The 16,088-nt window shown below is 67.7% G+C and carries 15 protein-coding genes; 6 read left to right on the top strand and 9 right to left on the bottom strand.

From position 1 onward, the window contains the following. Positions 1-142: 142 nt before the first annotated feature. From mdcB to mdcA, 6 genes are all read right to left on the bottom strand, one after another. Positions 143-955 carry a triphosphoribosyl-dephospho-CoA synthase MdcB gene (gene mdcB, locus ABQY64_RS03135; protein ID WP_349779811.1) on the bottom strand — a complete coding sequence of 271 codons (813 nt, stop codon included), beginning with the start codon at positions 953-955 and terminating at the stop codon, positions 143-145. Between the two features lie 362 nt (positions 956-1,317). Further along, positions 1,318-1,959 (bottom strand): malonate decarboxylase holo-[acyl-carrier-protein] synthase, encoded by a 642-nt coding sequence (mdcG, locus tag ABQY64_RS03130; protein WP_349779727.1) that lies wholly within the window; start codon positions 1,957-1,959, stop codon positions 1,318-1,320. A gap of 2 nt (positions 1,960-1,961) precedes the next feature. Beyond that, positions 1,962-2,666: a biotin-independent malonate decarboxylase subunit gamma gene (gene mdcE, locus ABQY64_RS03125; protein ID WP_039523205.1), complete on the bottom strand. Its 705-nt coding sequence runs from the start codon at positions 2,664-2,666 to the stop codon at positions 1,962-1,964. Then, positions 2,657-3,559, bottom strand: a complete 903-nt coding sequence (locus tag ABQY64_RS03120) for a biotin-independent malonate decarboxylase subunit beta (protein ID WP_349779812.1) — start codon at positions 3,557-3,559, stop codon at positions 2,657-2,659. The genes mdcE and ABQY64_RS03120 overlap by 10 nt, the downstream gene beginning before the upstream one ends. Before the next feature lie 241 nt (positions 3,560-3,800). Beyond that, a complete protein-coding gene (gene mdcC / locus ABQY64_RS03115) occupies positions 3,801-4,118 on the bottom strand; it encodes a malonate decarboxylase acyl carrier protein (protein ID WP_016902872.1) in 318 nt (105 codons plus the stop codon). 9 nt (positions 4,119-4,127) lie between these two features. Then, positions 4,128-5,774, bottom strand: coding sequence for a malonate decarboxylase subunit alpha (mdcA, locus tag ABQY64_RS03110; protein WP_024937871.1), 1,647 nt, complete (start codon positions 5,772-5,774; stop codon positions 4,128-4,130). Positions 5,775-5,967: 193 nt separating this feature from the next. On the opposite strand from mdcA, the gene ABQY64_RS03105 reads away from it, so the two are divergent. Both ABQY64_RS03105 and ABQY64_RS03100 read left to right on the top strand, forming a co-directional pair. Beyond that, complete coding sequence (locus ABQY64_RS03105) at positions 5,968-6,510, top strand: PadR family transcriptional regulator (RefSeq protein ID WP_349779813.1); 543 nt, start codon at positions 5,968-5,970, stop codon at positions 6,508-6,510. 353 nt (positions 6,511-6,863) lie between these two features. Then, the gene (locus tag ABQY64_RS03100; protein WP_024937873.1) at positions 6,864-7,652 is read left to right on the top strand and encodes a siderophore-interacting protein; all 789 of its coding nucleotides are present in this window, start codon (positions 6,864-6,866) and stop codon (positions 7,650-7,652) included. Between the two features lie 169 nt (positions 7,653-7,821). Here ABQY64_RS03100 and ABQY64_RS03095 read toward each other — a convergent pair whose 3' ends face one another. Further along, positions 7,822-8,553 (bottom strand): YceI family protein, encoded by a 732-nt coding sequence (locus ABQY64_RS03095; RefSeq protein ID WP_016902868.1) that lies wholly within the window; start codon positions 8,551-8,553, stop codon positions 7,822-7,824. Positions 8,554-8,784: 231 nt separating this feature from the next. Continuing rightward, on the bottom strand, positions 8,785-9,375 hold the full coding sequence (locus tag ABQY64_RS03090; RefSeq protein ID WP_039523198.1) for a malonic semialdehyde reductase: 591 nt from the start codon (positions 9,373-9,375) through the stop codon (positions 8,785-8,787). Between the two features lie 136 nt (positions 9,376-9,511). On the opposite strand from ABQY64_RS03090, the gene ABQY64_RS03085 reads away from it, so the two are divergent. The 4 genes from ABQY64_RS03085 to ABQY64_RS03070 all read left to right on the top strand — a co-directional run bounded on the left by ABQY64_RS03085 (position 9,512) and on the right by ABQY64_RS03070 (position 12,933). Beyond that, positions 9,512-10,459, top strand: coding sequence for an ELM1/GtrOC1 family putative glycosyltransferase (locus tag ABQY64_RS03085; RefSeq protein ID WP_349779728.1), 948 nt, complete (start codon positions 9,512-9,514; stop codon positions 10,457-10,459). 49 nt (positions 10,460-10,508) lie between these two features. Further along, positions 10,509-11,372 (top strand): DUF2145 domain-containing protein, encoded by an 864-nt coding sequence (locus ABQY64_RS03080; protein ID WP_349779729.1) that lies wholly within the window; start codon positions 10,509-10,511, stop codon positions 11,370-11,372. Next, positions 11,369-11,872 carry a hypothetical protein gene (locus ABQY64_RS03075; protein WP_349779730.1) on the top strand — a complete coding sequence of 168 codons (504 nt, stop codon included), beginning with the start codon at positions 11,369-11,371 and terminating at the stop codon, positions 11,870-11,872. The genes ABQY64_RS03080 and ABQY64_RS03075 overlap by 4 nt, the downstream gene beginning before the upstream one ends. Positions 11,873-12,375: 503 nt before the next feature. Further along, positions 12,376-12,933, top strand: a complete 558-nt coding sequence (locus ABQY64_RS03070) for a VUT family protein (protein WP_039510249.1) — start codon at positions 12,376-12,378, stop codon at positions 12,931-12,933. Positions 12,934-13,064: 131 nt separating this feature from the next. Here the strand turns inward: ABQY64_RS03070 and glnE are convergent, their stop codons facing one another. Beyond that, positions 13,065-15,896, bottom strand: coding sequence for a bifunctional [glutamate--ammonia ligase]-adenylyl-L-tyrosine phosphorylase/[glutamate--ammonia-ligase] adenylyltransferase (gene glnE / locus ABQY64_RS03065; RefSeq protein WP_349779731.1), 2,832 nt, complete (start codon positions 15,894-15,896; stop codon positions 13,065-13,067). Between the last annotated feature and the right edge of the window lie 192 nt (positions 15,897-16,088).

Genomic DNA, 16,088 nt, shown 5'->3' with positions numbered 1-16,088 from the left:
CTTGTGTCGCCCTGATTCGCGCTGCGGGCATTTTGTTCCCTGACCAGGACAAGCACGCCGTTCACTGAAACAGTGCAAAGGGCCGCGCCGCCACACGCCTGCATGGACGTTGCCTTCGCAGTTGCCAGTGCTCGACACAGGCTCATGCCGTCTCCTGACAGTGCAGGAACCAGGCACAGGCCAGCAGATCGGCGCTGCCGCCCGGGCTCAGGCGACGCGCGACAAATTGCATGCCGATGGCGTGCAGGCATGCGCGCCACTGCGGGTGCGAGATGCCGCCATCGTCCAGAAACGCATGCGCCTGCGCCTTTGCGTAAGCCAGCCCGTCTTGCCCGCCGCGATGCAGAAGGTTGAGATCGTCGACCTCGGCAACCAGGTGCATCAAGGTCTGTGCCAGCGCGGCCTCGCGCGTGGCGCCGCTGCGCAATGCACTGCGTAGAGATGGCAGTGCGATCTCGCGCAACAATGGATACCCGGCCGCGGCCTGTTCGCGCACGCCACTGATCCGGGACGCCGCGCGCACGCGCTGGCCATTGCTGTGTGGATCCAGCGGCGCGGCCCGCAATGCATCGCGCCAGACCTGCACCGCGCTGCAGACTGCTTCGCCGGTAGGGGCATGCCCATGCACGGCACGCAAGCGCGCCGCCTGCGCAGTGAGCAGGCCCAGGCTGAAGATCGCACCGCGGTGGGTGTTGATGCCGCCGGTGGCGCGCAGCATCGCCGCTTCGGCCGCGATGCCGAGCTGGCGCAATTGCTCGAACGGCGCGTTGTCGATACCGGCCTGTGCAATCGCGACGAAATAGCCGCGCAGGGCGAACAGGCTGCGCAGAAATGTCGACGCGTCCATATCGGCATGGCTGCCGCGGTCGAACGGCGTGACCAGGCCGGGTTTGGGCGCGCAGCCAAGTTCTGCATGCAGGGCGGCGACCGCCAGCCGCCCCAGCCGATGCGCCAGCGCGCTGGCAGTGCCGGCTTCGGGATGCGATGCGTGTTGCCGGGCTGCACTGTCTAGCAGCTCGCCATGCGTGCATGCAGTGCGCGATGGCGCATGCACGCGGTTCGAACCATCGTCTGCGGGGGCAAGGCGCAGTAGCGGCTGCGGTGGTACGTCGTGCGGTGCTGCCGGCGCCGCTGCCGGTGTCGGTGCGAGCGTCGATTGGCGATCGGCACGCACCTGGTGCGTCGATTGGCTGTCCGCGCCAACCAGGGGTGGCGCGATGTCCGCCTCTTTCGAATTCGTCACTGGCCGCTGCCGCTCCACCGCGTTGCAAGGCGTCACGGAACGCCTGGCATCGGCAGTGCGTTCGACCAGCGTGCTCATGCCGCGCTCCACACCGCAAACAGCGCGCTGCGCGGCAGCAAGCGGCAGCTGTTGGTGGACTTCACCAAGACCTGTTGCGCGCTGCCGGCGTATTCGCGCCAGTTCACCGCGGTGTCGTCGGGCAGCAGCAGTTCGCCGTCTGCGCGCAGCCCGTGGCGCTGTTCCCAGCGCTGCAGCACTGTCACCACGGCCTGCGCCTGCTCGGGTGTGGCGATGGACCACAGCAGGTCCAGATCCGATTGCGCGTGCACATACGCAAGCCCGGTCAGGGCCTGCCATGCGAAGCTGCCGAAGACGCGCGGCTGCAGGGCGTTGGCATTGCACTGGGTCAGCAAGGCCTGCAATGCAGGCTGCATCGCGGCGGGTGCGGCTGCGATCACGGCATCCAGCGCCAATGGCGCGGTGCTGCGCGCAACCTCGTCCAGGCCGGCGCTCAATGCCAGGCGCTGCTTGCCTTCGTCTGGCGGCAATGGCACGCCCAGCCGCAGGCTGCCGGGTGCCTCGCTGCCATCGCCACGCGCCACCACTGCCGGCAGACCTGCAGCAAACCACTGCTGCAGCCGTGGCTGCGCACCCGGCGTCAGCGCTTGCCAGCGCGCGCCGGGATGCAGCCACACCAGTGCGTGGCGGCCGGGCATGCTCAGCCCTCGCCCGCGGCCACGGCGGCAGCGACATCGCGCGCCAGGGTGCGCCCGCCACGCTGCGCGCCACGTGCCCGGCGTTGGTCGCCATCGCTGGGCGCGGCCAGGGCATCAAGCAGCGCCTGCGCCAGATCGCCGTCCCAGAGCGACTCCACCGCGCCCATGCGCACGTAGTTCTCCACGCCAGGCGCGAACACCGGCGAGCTCTTGCTCAGCGCCTGCAGGGTATCCACCGATTGCTTGGTCACGCGCGCCATCGCGCGCAGATCCATCACGCGGATCTGCGCATCCGGCAATGCGTGGATATGGTCGGCCATCAGACCGAACGACAGAAAGCCACCGCTGACCGATTCGCCATACACCAGCGTGACCAGCCGCGCGCCACGCTTGCGCGCCAGATCCAGCGTGCGTGCCAGATGCGCGAAATAGCCATTGATGCCGAGTAGTTCGTCGCGGCGCGCCAGCCGTTGCCCGGCAGTATCGGCCAGCATCACGATCGGCCGCTGGGGATGCGCGCGCGTGCTCGCCAATACGGTCGCCGCCAGTGCCAGCGCGTGGTCCACCCCGACTTCCAGCTTGTTGGCGGTGCCGATCACGGTGACCTCGCCCGCGGCCGTGGTGGCACTGCCGGTGAGCACATCGTCGTTGCGGGCGATGGCGTGGCCGAGCGGAAACAGCTGATCCAGCAGTTGGCTCAGTTCCATGGCGTGCTCCGGTCGGCAGTGGCGGCGAGGAAGGCGTCGGTGTCCAGCAGCGGCAGGCGCTGCGCATCGACAATGCCCTGCCGCTGCCAAATTTCCAGGCCGTCGCGGCAATCGCCGTAGGCGGCGATGCGCGTGGCCAACTGCTGCTGTGCAAGTTCCAGCGCCTGCAATGCGGCCTCGCCTTCCGGCTCGGTCAGCGTGTCCAGTGCCTGCACGGCGGCATCGGCGAATGCGGCGATGCGGTCGGCCACCAGCGTCTGCGCCTCGCCCAGCAGATAGCGGTGCTTGCCGCCGGTGATACGCCACACCAGGGCACGGTCGCGCGCGTCGAACTCCTCCACACCGCGCACGGTTTCGATCACGTCCGGCCCGGACAGCGACAGGCGGCCTTCTTCGGACATGATCACCGCGCTGCAGCAGCGCGCCACGATGCCCATGCCGCCGAAGGCGCCGTTGCCGCTGCCGATCAAGGCCAGCACCGGTACGCCGGCGGCACGCGTGTTCAAGGTGGCGCGCATGATTTCGGAGATGGCGATCAGGCCGGCGTTGGCTTCATGCAGCCGTACGCCACCGGTGTCGAGCAGTAACAGCACCGCCGCCGGTTGCGTAGCGGTGGCGCGTTCGAGCAGGCCGGTGAGCTTGGCGCCGTGCACCTCGCCGACGCCGCCGCCCATGAAGGCGCCTTGCTGCGCGGCAATCAGCACATTGCGCCCACGCAGCGTGCCTTCACCGACGACGATGCCGTCATCGAAGGCGCCGGGCGTGTCCAGCTGGGCCAGATGCGGGCTGATCAGGCGACGGCGCGGACCGACGAATTCGCGGAAGCTGCCGGCATCCAGCACGCCATCGATGCGCTCGCGCGCATCGGCCTCGTAATAGCTGCGCTCGGCCATGGGAATGGTGGTGCTCATACGTATCTCCCAACAACACGCGTAGGAGCGCACCCGGGCGCGACTGCGGCGTTACCGGGAAAGCCCGTCGCGCCCTGGTGCGCTCCTACGGAATTGCTGCGGTCGGCACTATCGACAGTGGTGCTCCCAACGACGCTCGTAGGAGCGCACCTGGGCGCGACTGAAGCGTTACCGGGAAAGCCCGTCGCGCCCGGGTGCGCTCCTACGGGGTGAGAGGGGTGGCTCATGCGGCGGCTCCCTGCAGGACGTCCAGCGCCTGCTCCAGGCGCAGGCTCACCACCGCCGGCGTGGCGCCGACATCGTTGATGCTGATGCGCACATCGCGCAGCGGATGGCGCGCGGCGAAATCGTCCAGCACCGCCTGCCAGATGGTGCCGAACCCGCGTGCGGCGGTGAGGATCTCGATCTCCATCGCGCCGTCCAGCGGCACGCGCTCGACCAGCACTTCCAGGTTGCCGGAGGCGACCACGCCGACCAGCGCATGGTCCAGCCCGGCGCGTGCGCCATGCTGGCCATCGAAGCGATACCGCAGGGTTTCCATGCTGTGCCCCTACCAGTTGCGAAAACGTTTCGGCGGGTCGTACAACCCACCGGACCAGCGCACCAGGTCCTTGACCGTGCGCGCGGCGAGCAGGTCGCGCGTGGCATCGCGTGGACGAATCCCTAAGTCTTCCGGCCGCTTGATGACGCCGCGATCGCGCAGGTTCTCCACCGCGCGTTTGTCGCGGCCCAGGCCGACGGCGGTGTAACCGGACACGCCACGGATGGCCTGTTCGCGCTCTTCGGCGCTGCGGCACAGCAACAGGTTGGCGATGCCTTCTTCGGTCAGCACGTGGCTGACGTCGTCGCCGTAGATCATCACCGGCGGCAGCGGCATGTTGGCGCGCTCGGCCAGCTCCCAGGCATCGAGCCTGTCGACGAAGGCCGGCGCCATGTGCTCGCGGAAGGTTTCCACCATCTGCACCACCAGCTTGCGTCCGCGCGGCATCTCGCCGGGGCGCGCCGCCTCGCGCCCGGCCTTGAGCCAGGCGTCGCTGGCGTGCCGGCGGCCGCGCGCATCCGAGCCCATGTTGGGCGCGCCGCCGAAACCGGCGATGCGGTCGCGCGTGGCGGTGGAGCTGTTGCCCTGCAGATCGATCTGCAGGGTGGAGCCGATGAACATGTCGCAGGCATACAAACCAGCTGTCTGCGACAACGCCCGATTGGAGCGCATGCTGCCGTCGGCGCCGGTAAAGAAGATGTCCGGGCGCGCGGCGATATAGGCCTCCATGCCCAGTTCCGAACCGAACGAATGCACCGAGTGCACGAAGCCCGATTCGATCGCCGGGATCAGCGCCGGATGCGGATTGAGCGCCCAGTGCCGGCAGATCTTGCCCTTCAGCCCCAGCGATTCGGCATAGGTGGGCAGCAGCAATTCGATCGCGGCAGTGTCGAAGCCGATGCCGTGGTTGAGCCGGTCCACGCCGTACTCGGCGTAGATGCCCTTGATCGCCATCATCGCCATCAGCACCTGGATCTCGGAGATCTGCGCCGGGTCGCGGGTGAACAGCGGTTCGATGTAGTTGGGCCTGGGCGCCTGGGTGACGAAGTCCACCCAGTCGGCCGGGATGTCCACGCGCGGCAGCGTGTCGACGATCTCGTTGACCTGCGCAATCACGATGCCGCCCTTGAACGCGGTGGCCTCCACGATCACCGGGGTGTCTTCGGTGTTCGGGCCGGTGTAGAGATTGCCGTGGCGGTCGGCGGCCTGCGCGGTGACCAGCGCGATGCGCGGGGTCAGGTCGATGAAATAGCGGCCGAACAATTCCAGGTAGGTGTGGATGGCACCGATCTCGATGCGGCCCTCGCCGACCAGCCCGGCCAGGCGCGCGGCCTGCGGGCCGGAGAACGAGAAGTCCAACCGCTTGGCGATGCCGCGCTCGAACACGTCCAGATGCGCGGGCAGTGACAACACCGATTGCACCATGTGCAGGTCGTGCACGCGCGCCGGGTCCACCTCGGTGAGGCAGCGCGCCAGGAAGTCGGCCTGCTTCTGGTTGTTGCCTTCCAGGCAGACGCGGTCGCCGGGTTCGATTACCGCCTCCAGCAGCGCCACCACATCGTCGGCGGCCACCACGCGCCCCTGCGGCGCCAGGGCTGCGGCGCGCTGCAGGCGCTGGCGCCGGCTTTCGGCCTGGGTGTCCCACTGTCGACTCATGCGTCTGCCTCACCGGGCCGGGCCCGTAATGTCGAAGTAATTACATCGTAATTATGGAAGCCAGCGGTGTCTAGCCGCGTTGCAGCATGGGCGGCAGGGATGTCCAGGCCGGTCAGCCGGGCGACAGGCAGACGCTTGCGGGCCAGCACACTTCGATATATCTTTTCCCCATACTTCGATATATCGAATGACGATGCGCTCCCGCCACGACGACTTGCCGAGCGAGCTCGATCCATCCGCAGCGCCCAGTGCGACGCGTCGCGGCGGCGCCGGGCGCGCACGGCCGCTGGAGCATGGCGACCTGCGCTTGCTGCTGCTGGCGCTGATCGAGCAACAGCCACGCCATGGCTACGAGTTGATGCGGCAGATCACTGCGCTGTTCAAAGGCCTGTACACGCCCAGTGCGGGCGCCATCTATCCGGCGCTGGCGCAGCTTGAAGCCGATGGCTGGGTGCAGACCGCGCTGGACGAAGGACGCAAGCGCTACCAGGTCACCGCCTCCGGCCGTACGTATGCGGCGCAGCACCGCGACGCACTGGATGCGGCGCTGGCCCGCACCCACCGTCGCGCGCGCGAGCTGATCAAGGCACAGACCCCGGCGCCGATTCGCGAAGCCATCCACCGCATCAAGCACGGCCTGTTTGCGCGGCACGGGCAATGGACGGATGCAGAAGCCACACGCATTGCCGCGCTACTCAACGCCGCCGCTGACGGCATGGAGCGCGACGACGGCTGAGTACGTCTATCGCCGTGATCCGAAGCCAACCGATACCGGTTTGAATGCGACTTGCGGCAGTGACGCGTCATCGCGGTGTTTGCGTTGCGCGGCGTCAGTGGCATGCATGCATTGCTGTCCCTGCGCTGTTCTGCGATTTGATCAGCGTATCGCTGCAAGACATCGACCTTGCTTGGTTGGCAGATGCACGCGGCTTCGCCCGTACCGACATCCGCCCCTGCGGGGCACCTTCTTCCGATGGGAGAAGGGTGAGCAACAACCGCTTTTTTTGCCAGTCGGCTAGATCGTCGCATCACCGTTTGCAATCACTCCCCCGCCGCGCACCTGCGCGCCACATCCAGGAATCGCACTACATGGCCATCCATACCCACACCCAACTCCGCCGCGATCCGCGCCTGCGCTCCGTGCAGGTGGTGCGCTGCGAATCGCTGACGCCGCAGATGCGCCGCATTGTGTTTGGCGGCAGCGAGCTTGCCGGCTTTCAGAGCGAGGCACCGGACGATCACGTCAAGCTGTTCTTCCCCAATGCCGATGGCGCCTTCGTGCTGCCGACGATGACGCCGGACGGCCCGCGCTATGCCGAAGGCGCGCTGCCCTCGCCCGGCCGCGATTACACCCCGCGCGCATTCGATCCGCAAAGCGGCGAGCTGAGCATCGACTTCGTGCTGCACGGCGACGGCGTGGCCTCCAGTTGGGCGGCGCAGGCACAGCCCGGCGACACGCTGAAGATTGGCGGCCCGCGCGGCTCGTTCCTGGTTGCCGACGACTACGACCACTATGTACTGATTGGCGATGAAACCGCGCTGCCCGCGATCGGCCGCTGGCTGGAGGCCATGCCCGCCGACATGCATGCAGAGGTCTTTATCGAAATTGCCGATGCGGCCGAGCGCCAGGAACTGCTCAGCGCCGCCGAGGTGGACGTGTACTGGCTGGAACGCAACGGCTTCGATGCCGCCAGCAGCACGTTGCTGGAAGACAGCCTGCGCGATTACGAGCCGCACGACGGCGACACGTTCTACTGGATCGGTACCGAATCCATGCGCGCGCGTGCGATGCGCAAGTTTCTCGAAGAGCACATGGGCGTGGACAAGGACTCGGTGCGCGCGAAGGGCTACTGGAAGGCGAACCCTGCTGCGGAGTGAGGCGTTGGCGTGCGCATCGTGGCGGGGCGGAGGGTGGAGCTGTCGCGGCCTGGGCCGCTCCTAAAAAAGCCGGGCGGTTACGCTCAAGCAAAAGCCCGCCGATTGGCGGGCTTTTGCGTTCCGCACATCGGTGCGATCGCTCGCACCGATGCATCGACTGCGCTGCGCCTTACTTGGCAGCAGCAGCGTCACCGGCCTTGGCCTGCAGGGCTTCGGTGGTGATGCGGATCTTCACTTCGTCGCTGACGTTCGGGGCGTACTGGCCCACGCCGAAGTCGGTGCGCTTGATGGTGGTGGTGGCGTCGAAACCGGCTGCCGGCACCTTCTTCATCGGGTGCTCGCCGGCACCGTTGAGGGTGACGTCCAGCACGACCGGCTTGGTCTGATCCTTGATGGTCAGATCGCCGGTGACGGTCAGCTTGTTGGGGCCGGCCGCTTCGACCTTGGTGCTCTTGAAGGTGGCGGTCGGGAACTTGGCCGCGTCGAAGAAGTCACCGCTCTTCAGGTGCTCGTCGAACTTGGCGGTGAAGCTGTTCAGGCCCGACAGCGGCAGGGTGACCTGCACGGTGGACTTGGTCACGTCGGCCGCGTCGTACACCAGGGTGCCGTCGACATTGCCGAAATGCGCGCTCGGGTTGGAGAAGCCGAAGTGGCTCCACTGCGCGATCACGTCGGTGTGGCTCGGATCCAGCGTGTAGGTGCCGGAGGCCACTTCCACGGCCGGGGCGGTCGAGGCGGCCGGCGCAGCAGCCGGGGCCGGGGTGGTGGCAGCGGCATCGGCCGGTGCGGTGGCGGCCGGGGTGTCGGCAGCCGGCGCGGCGGCGTTATCGGCCGGCTTGGAGCAGGCGGCGATGGCCAGGGTCAGGGCGAGCGGCAGCAACAGTTTGTGGGTGGTCTTCATTGAAACTCCTTGAGATGAGGGACCGCATTGGATCAATGCGGATGGAACAGACGCAGACGGACGAGGACTGCAGGAAAATCGAAACGGGCGCCCGGGGCGGATTGCACAAGGCGCGGTCGTCAGGTGGTGCGGGTGGCGCGCCCCGAAGCCGGAGTGTACGTGGCTGGCTGCGTGCCGGAGGGCCCGGCTGCGTGCGCGTGACGGTGCGCGCAGCTGCGGTGCCCGCCGCTGTTACTCGATGCGTGCGGCTTCGTCGAAGCTGAGCCGCGGCAGCCGCGGGAACAGCCCGGCCGGATCGCCATAGCCCAGATTGACCAGGAAGTTGGACTTGATCGGCGTGCCGGCAAAGAACGCCGCATCCACCTTGTCATTGTCGAAGCCGGACATCGGGCCGGCATCCAGACCCAGCGCACGTGCAGCCAGGATCAGGTAGGCGCCCTGCAGCGAGCTGTTACGGAACGCGCCGGACACGCGCATCTCGCGCGAGCCTTCGAACCAGCTCTTGGCGTCGGCATGCGGGAACAGGTACGGCAACTTTTCGTGGAACTCCTCGTCCGAGCCGATGATCACCGTGACCGGCGCGGCCAGCGTCTTGGTGGCATTGGCCTCGGACAGTGCCGGCTTGAGCTTCTGCTTGCCCTCCGGCGTGGTCACGAACACGAAACGCGCCGGCGACCCGTTGGCGGCGGTCGGGCCCCACTTCAGCAGATCGTAGAGCTCGCGCAGCTGCGCCTCGCTCACCGGCTTGTCGAGAAAGGCGTTTTGCGTGCGGGCGGTGCGAAACAGCTGATCCAGCGCGGCAGCGTCGAGCAAGTCGGACATGGAGACTCCGGGAAGCAAGGGAATGGGCGACAGTAGGGTGCAGCACCGGCGCCAGCGTGAAGACCCGCAGTGTAGAGTGACGCGATTGCGGCAACACACGCTCAATCTGAAACAAATCTATGTCGGATCTGAAACGATGGCGCTGACCTGGGCGGTCAGCGACGGCCGCGCCGGCAATGCACGCCAGGCCGAGGCCTTGGCGCAGGCGCTGCACTCCGCACCGGTCACGGCGCTGCATCTGCAGGCCCGCGCGCCGTGGCGTTGGGCCGCACCGCGCCTGTTGCCGGGCGCGCAGGCGGCGTTTGGATCCGGCTTTGCCCGGCAATTGCAGCAGCCGCCGGCGCTGGCGATCGGCTGCGGGCGCCAGGCCGCGCTGGCCACCCGGCTGCTGCGCACGCGCGGCAGCCGGGTGGTGCAACTGCTGGATCCGCGCCTGGACCCGCGCCACTGGGATCTGCTGGTCGTGCCCGAGCACGATGCGCTGCGTGGCGCCAACGTGCTCACCCTGCTCGGCAGCCTGCACCCGGTGGACGATGCCTGGCTGGCCGCCGGGCGCGCCGCCTTCGCCGCGCTCGGTGCGCTGCCCGGCCCACGCGTGGCGCTGTTGATCGGCGGCCCCACCGCGCAGCTGCCCTGGACCACCGAAACGCTTGCGGTACTGTGCACGCACCTGCGCGCGCAGGTACTCGCGGCCGGCGGCAGCCTGCTGGTCACCACCTCACGGCGTACGCCGCCCGAGGCGATCGCAACGCTGCGCAAGCTGCATGCAGGCCTGCCAGGCCTGCTGTGGTGCGACGAGCGCGACGGGCCCAACCCGTACGCCGGCCTGCTGGGCTGGGCCGATGCGATCGTGGCCAGTGCCGACTCGGTCAACCTGCTCTCCGAAGCCTGCGCCACGCGGGTCCCGGTGGCAGCGGCGTTTGCCGAACAGGCGCAAGGCCGGGTGGCGACGTATGTGCGGGCACTGCAGGCGCGTGGCCGTCTGTGCGATGCCGGCGATGTTTTCGCAGCGCCGCCGCAGCTTCACCCATTGCGCGAAACCCAGCGCATCGCCGCACTGGTGCGTGCGCGCCTGCACGTATGATGGTGCCGCCGCCGATGCCACCGGGCAGACACAAGGACGCTGCACTCCCATGCAACTTGCACACAAACGGCGCGGTTGGCCTGCAACGGCGCTGTTGCTCGTCTCCCTGACCTGCGCACTCCCCGCCTTCGCCGCGCCGGTGTGCACTCCGCACTATCCAACGCCCGCCACGCTGGCGGCGATGTTCGACATGGCCAGGTCCACCCAACAGGCGCTGGATGCAGTGGACGGTGCGCAGGTCGTGCTGCTGGCACGCGGCGGCCAGGATCTGAGCCGCTATGGCTTGAAACACAGCCATCTGGCCTTCGCGCTGCGCGAGGACGACGGCACCTGGCGGGTGAAGCACCTGCTCAATCACTGCAAGTCGGACAACTCCGCGCTGTATCACGAAGGTCTGAGCAACTTCATCGGCGAAAGTGCCCTCACTGCCGATCTGCGCGTCGGCGTGCCGGCACCGGCGCTGCAGCAGCAACTGCGCACGTTGCTGCAGGATCCGGCCACGCTGGCACATGCGCTGCACGAGGCGCGCTACAGCATGATCGCCTACCCGTTCTCCACCGATTATCAGAATTCCAACCAGTGGGTGCTCGAAGTACTGGCGGCGGCATTGGCGGCGACCAATGCAGCAGATGCGACAGCTGCACCGGTGAGCGATCGACGCAGCGCGCAAGCCTGGCTCAAGCGCAATGGCTACCAACCTACCCGCCTGCATCTGGATCTGAGCAAGCGCATCGGCGCCCGTTTCTTCGTCGCCAATGCCGCAGTGACCGACCATCCCGCCAGCGAGCGCATCTCCGGCAATTATTCGGTGATCACGGTCGAGTCGGTGTTCGATTTCCTGCAGCAGCAACAGATGCTGCAGCAGGACCAGTCCATTCCACACAGCGTTGCCACGCACGGAGCATCTCCATGAACATCCCTCTTCGATCTGCCGGCCTTGGGCTGCTGCTGGCCATCTCGTTTGGCCAGCCGATGCAGGCCCATGCGGGCCTGACCACGATCACCCGTGGCGATGCCTCGGCGATGTCGGCGATCCTGGTGATCTCCGCGCCGTATTTCGTGTCGTTGGCGCTGGGCCATAGTGCGATCGCAGGCTCGGAAGCCTTGAGCGACGCATCGCACAAGGCCTCGGCCGGGCCGTTGCCGCCGATGCGGGTGAAGTCGGTGGAAAAAAAGACTGACGGCGGCTGCCAGGTGCAGTTGCAGGATCCGGCGAACGCCGAGAACACCGCGCTGCTGCGCTGGCCGGCCCGCCAGGACGACCCGACTGCGGGCTTTCGCGTTGGCGAGACGGTGACCTTCCAGCCGAGCCCGGCCGGTGCGGGCTGGACGGTGCAATCGCCACGAGGCCAGGCGCTGGCATTCGTGCCGACCGCGGAATCTGCCGCGCAGAACAGCAGCACCACCTGGTGATGCAGGGGAGCCGCTTGCAGACGCTGTCGACCAGGATGGCGCGTCACTGACGCACCGTTTGCGGATACGGTGCCACGTGCCGTGCGCGCAGAGGCATCTTCCACTGTCTGCCGAACTGCCTGCGCGATGGTTTGTTGATCCTCAACGACGCGTACGGCCACGTGCAGTTGCAGAGCCCTGGCGCGCCGATGCCTGGCACGCATGTACGCACGCAGGTAATTGCCAGCGCGCTGATCGCGCCGTAATCGGCAACGCTGTACACGCAAATTGCCTGATGACCCGCCGGCATGCGCTCGAACGGCAGCGCGGCGCTCACGCATCGCGCGGTTACGCGAGCACGAGCGATCCGCACCGCGTCACTCACCAATGCTGGCGGCCATGCGTTGACCGGCACGCTGGTTGAACCAGCAGCTCGCGGCCGTGTCGTGCATACGCGTTGGTGCACTGGCCCACATACGCCAACACGCGGATAATCCGCGCTGTTCTGTCACTACCGCACCGTCATGTCCAGCACCGCGCCGACGCCGTTCACTCCACTCACTGCGCGCGCATTGGCGTGGGCGGTCCTGGCTATGGGTGCGGTGGTGCTGTTGTCCAACATCCTGGTGCAGTACCCGATCAACGATTGGCTGACCTGGGGCGCGTTCTCGTATCCGTTGGCGTTTCTGGTGAGCAACCTGATCAATCGGCGCTTCGGCCCGCGCGCGGCACGCAAGGTCGCCTGGTGCGGCTTTGCGCTGGCGGTGGTGTTGTCGCTCTGGCTGGCCACCCCGCGCATCGCGGCGGCCTCGTGCACCGCCTTCATCGCTGCGCAGTTGCTGGATATCAGCGTGTTCGACCGGCTGCGCAGTGGCAACTGGTGGCGTGCACCGATCGTGGCCACCACCTGCAGCGCCACGCTGGATACGACGATCTTCTGGAGCATCGCCTTTGCCGGCGCTGGACTGCCATGGATCAGCTGGGCGGCCGGCGACCTGGCGGTGAAGCTGGGCATGGGCGTGTTCCTGCTCGGCCCGTTCCGCGCACTGCTGTGGCGCAGTGCGCCGCGCCCGCAGGGCTGACCGGCTCGCCTGCGTACCGGCAATCAGGCCAACACCAGGCGCGGTGGAGGGATGCCACTGCAACGCACCCGCGTTTCTGCCGACCCTGCGCGCTGCACTTGTCTCACCTTGCAACGCCAGCTACCGGCCACTCAAGGCGGTAGCGTTGCCACGTCATTGCCGAGCGGAAACTCCAGCCCTTGCGCGTGCGCAGTAGTGAAGATGCTGTGCCGTGCCTGCTCGATGGCAGGCGTTGGTGGGATCAGCCGCGGCCGGCGATCCAGGGTGCAACTCAGGCCCGCTTCCACCAAGGTGGCATGCGCCTGGTGCAGCGGTGCGGCACGCTCGGCCGGCAGCCACTGCGCCTGCACCAATGCATCGATCAAGGCGGGCGTGGCGCAGGCCAGCAGCAACTCAGGGTGCTGTGCAGCCTGGCCGAGCACGCCGGCCTGCAGGACGAATTCCAGATCGACCAGGCCGCCGGCGCCCTGCTTGAGATCCAGCCGCCCCGCATCGCTGCGATCCAGTTCGCTGCGCATGCGCGCGCGCATCTTGCGCACGTCCTCGTGCAGCACGGCGGTGTCGCGCACGCGTGTCAGCGTGTCGGCACGCACCTGCGCGAAGGCCGCGCACAGTACCGCATCGCCGGCCACCGCACGTGCACGCACCAGCGCCTGATGCTCCCAGGTCCAGGCGCGCTCGCGCTGGTAGTCGCGGTAGCTGGCCAACGATGACACCAATGCGCCCTTGCCACCATCCGGGCGCAGCCGCACGTCGATCTCGTAGAGACGGCCGGCGCCGGTTTCGGCGGCCAGCAGTGTCATCACCTTCTGCGCCAGCCGCGCAAACCAGCGCCCGGCTTCCAACGCTCGCTTGCCATCGGAGGCTTCCACCTCGCGTGGATGGTCGTAGAGAAACACCAGATCCAGGTCCGAGCCGAAGCCCAGCTCCAGGCCGCCCAGGCTGCCGTAGCCGATGATGGCGAATGCCCCGCCCGGCACCTGCCCGTGCGCGGCGATCAGTTCGCGGCGCGCCAGCTGCAGCACCGTCTGCACCACCGCTTCGGCCAGCCAGGCCAGTTGCTGGGTGCTGTCCACGGCCTGCTGGCGGCCATCGAGCGTGGCCAGCGCAATGCGGAAGCTCAAGGCGAGCCGGCGCTCGTTGAGTTCGCGCAGCGCCGCTTCGGTGTCCTCGATCTGCAAGGTGTCCAGGCACGCAGCGTGCAACGCATCGCGGTCGGGCAACGGACCGCTGATGCGGGTGTCGAGCAATTCGTCCAGCAACAGCGGATGCGCAGCCAGGCGCTCGGCCAGCAAGGCGCTGCGCGAGAGCACATCGACCAGGCGTGCGAGCGCGCTGGGTTGTTCGTCCAGCAAGGCCAGGTAGCTGGTGCGGCGCAAGGTGGATTGCAGCAGGCCGAGCATGCGGCGCACGGCGGCATCCGGCTGGCTGGCGCGGGTGGCCGCATGCAGCAGCGCCGGCATGACGCGGTCCAGCCGCGCGCTTGCGGTATCGGAGAGCGCACGCACGCCGGAGGACTGCGCAAAATCGGCCAGCACCTGATGCGCGCCGGCTGGATCGTGCAATCCGATGCCGGCCAGCGGCGCGGCATCGCCTTCCGGCAGTGCGCGCCAGTAGTCGGCAAGCGCATCGGGGGCGGTGGCGCGCACGCGCGGTGCCAGCAGCTCGGCAAATTCGGCGGCAACGCGCGCGCGTTGCGGAGTGAGTGCCTGCAGCAGGGCCGGCCAATCCGCATAACCCAGGCCCAGCGCGATGCGTTCGCGATCCAGCGGGGCCTGCGGCAAGGCGTGGGTCTGTGCATCGCGCAACATCTGCAGACGATTTTCCAGCCGGCGCAAGAAGCGATACGCCTCGGTCAATGCATGCCCGTTGTCCGCATCGATCTGGCCGGCCTCCACCAGCGCCTGCAGGGCAGGCAGCAGGCGACGCTCGCGCAGGCTCGGTTCGCGCCCACCGCGAATCAGCTGCAGCGATTGCGCCAGGAACTCGATCTCGCGAATGCCGCCTGGCCCGCGCTTGATGTCGTCCAGACGATCGTGGCGGGCGACTTCGGCAGTGATCGCCGCCTTCATCTCGCGCAGGCCGTCCAGTGCGGTGAAGTCCAGATAGCGCCGGTAGACGAAGGGGCGCAGCGTCTCGAGCCAGGCTTCGCCGGCATCGATATCGCCGGCCACCGCGCGCGCCTTGAGCCAGGCATAGCGCTCCCAGTCGCGCCCTTCGCGCTGGAAGTACTGATCCATGCCGGTGAACGACAAGGCCACCCGCCCGGCCGTGCCGAACGGGCGCAGACGCAGATCCACGCGATGGCTGAATCCATCGGCGGTGGTTTCGTCGAGCAGCTTGGCCAACTGCTGGCCAAGCCGCGCAAAATATTCCTCCGCTGCCAACGGGCGGGCACCATCGGACTGGCCGCCCTGCGGATACGCATAGACCAGATCCACATCGGAGGAAAAATTCAGCTCGCCACCACCGAGCTTGCCCAGCCCGAACACCACCAGCCGCTGCACGCTGCCGTCTTCGGCAATCACCTGGCCGTGGCGGTCGCGGAATTGCTGCTCCAATGCCTGCAGCCCACATTGCAGGCAGGTTTCGGCCAGGCGGGTTGCGCCGGCCAGGGTGGCATCGACGCTGTCCAGATCGAGCACGTCGCGCCAGACCAGGCGCGTAGATTCGGCACTGCGGTAGCGCCGCAACTGCGCCGGCCAGGCCTGGGGCTGTGCGGGGTCGAGCACCGGTAGTGGCAACGGCGGTGGATCCGGCTGCGCCAGGTGCTGCAGCAAGGCCGGCTGACGCGCCAAGGTATCGAGCGCAAACTCGCTGGCAAGCGCGACCTGTTCAAGCCGCCGATCGAAGTCATCGCCCGGCCAGGGCTGGTCGGCCGGCACGGCATGACGGACACGCGCCACAGCCCGCTCGATCAGGGCGGTGAGCGCAGGAGACACGGATGAGGTAGGCAGCGGCATGCGCCGATTCTGGCATCCCTGCGCGATGGCGGCACGTGCCTGCGGGCGATCCACCGGTGTCTAGGGGCAGCAACACAACCACTGGGTTCACCGCCGCACTGCGTGTGGTCCCATCAACATGCGGTCATGTCGGCGGGCGTGATGTCCTCACTGGTTGCGGGCTCCTTGGCGGCTTGTTCGACGTCTCGATTT

Source organism: Xanthomonas sp. WHRI 7065 (assembly GCF_040203115.2).
GTDB classification, from domain to species: domain Bacteria; phylum Pseudomonadota; class Gammaproteobacteria; order Xanthomonadales; family Xanthomonadaceae; genus Xanthomonas; species Xanthomonas arboricola.
The sequence above is the reverse complement of the archived record's forward strand: the minus strand, read 5'-3'. Positions and strand labels throughout refer to the sequence as shown.

What these genes read in the sequence shown, in the direction of transcription:
- mdcG (WP_349779727.1), bottom strand. Translation starts at nt 1,959, where the DNA reads ATGCCCGGCCGCCACGCACTGGTGTGGCTGCATCCCGGCGCGCGCTGG.
- mdcE (WP_039523205.1), bottom strand. Translation starts at nt 2,666, where the DNA reads ATGGAACTGAGCCAACTGCTGGATCAGCTGTTTCCGCTCGGCCACGCC.
- ABQY64_RS03120 (WP_349779812.1), bottom strand. Translation starts at nt 3,559, where the DNA reads ATGGCCGAGCGCAGCTATTACGAGGCCGATGCGCGCGAGCGCATCGAT.
- mdcC (WP_016902872.1), bottom strand. Translation starts at nt 4,118, where the DNA reads ATGGAAACCCTGCGGTATCGCTTCGATGGCCAGCATGGCGCACGCGCC.
- mdcA (WP_024937871.1), bottom strand. Translation starts at nt 5,774, where the DNA reads ATGAGTCGACAGTGGGACACCCAGGCCGAAAGCCGGCGCCAGCGCCTG.
- ABQY64_RS03105 (WP_349779813.1), top strand. Translation starts at nt 5,968, where the DNA reads ATGCGCTCCCGCCACGACGACTTGCCGAGCGAGCTCGATCCATCCGCA.
- ABQY64_RS03100 (WP_024937873.1), top strand. Translation starts at nt 6,864, where the DNA reads ATGGCCATCCATACCCACACCCAACTCCGCCGCGATCCGCGCCTGCGC.
- ABQY64_RS03095 (WP_016902868.1), bottom strand. Translation starts at nt 8,553, where the DNA reads ATGAAGACCACCCACAAACTGTTGCTGCCGCTCGCCCTGACCCTGGCC.
- ABQY64_RS03090 (WP_039523198.1), bottom strand. Translation starts at nt 9,375, where the DNA reads ATGTCCGACTTGCTCGACGCTGCCGCGCTGGATCAGCTGTTTCGCACC.
- ABQY64_RS03085 (WP_349779728.1), top strand. Translation starts at nt 9,512, where the DNA reads ATGGCGCTGACCTGGGCGGTCAGCGACGGCCGCGCCGGCAATGCACGC.
- ABQY64_RS03080 (WP_349779729.1), top strand. Translation starts at nt 10,509, where the DNA reads ATGCAACTTGCACACAAACGGCGCGGTTGGCCTGCAACGGCGCTGTTG.
- ABQY64_RS03075 (WP_349779730.1), top strand. Translation starts at nt 11,369, where the DNA reads ATGAACATCCCTCTTCGATCTGCCGGCCTTGGGCTGCTGCTGGCCATC.
- ABQY64_RS03070 (WP_039510249.1), top strand. Translation starts at nt 12,376, where the DNA reads ATGTCCAGCACCGCGCCGACGCCGTTCACTCCACTCACTGCGCGCGCA.
- glnE (WP_349779731.1), bottom strand. Translation starts at nt 15,896, where the DNA reads ATGCCGCTGCCTACCTCATCCGTGTCTCCTGCGCTCACCGCCCTGATC.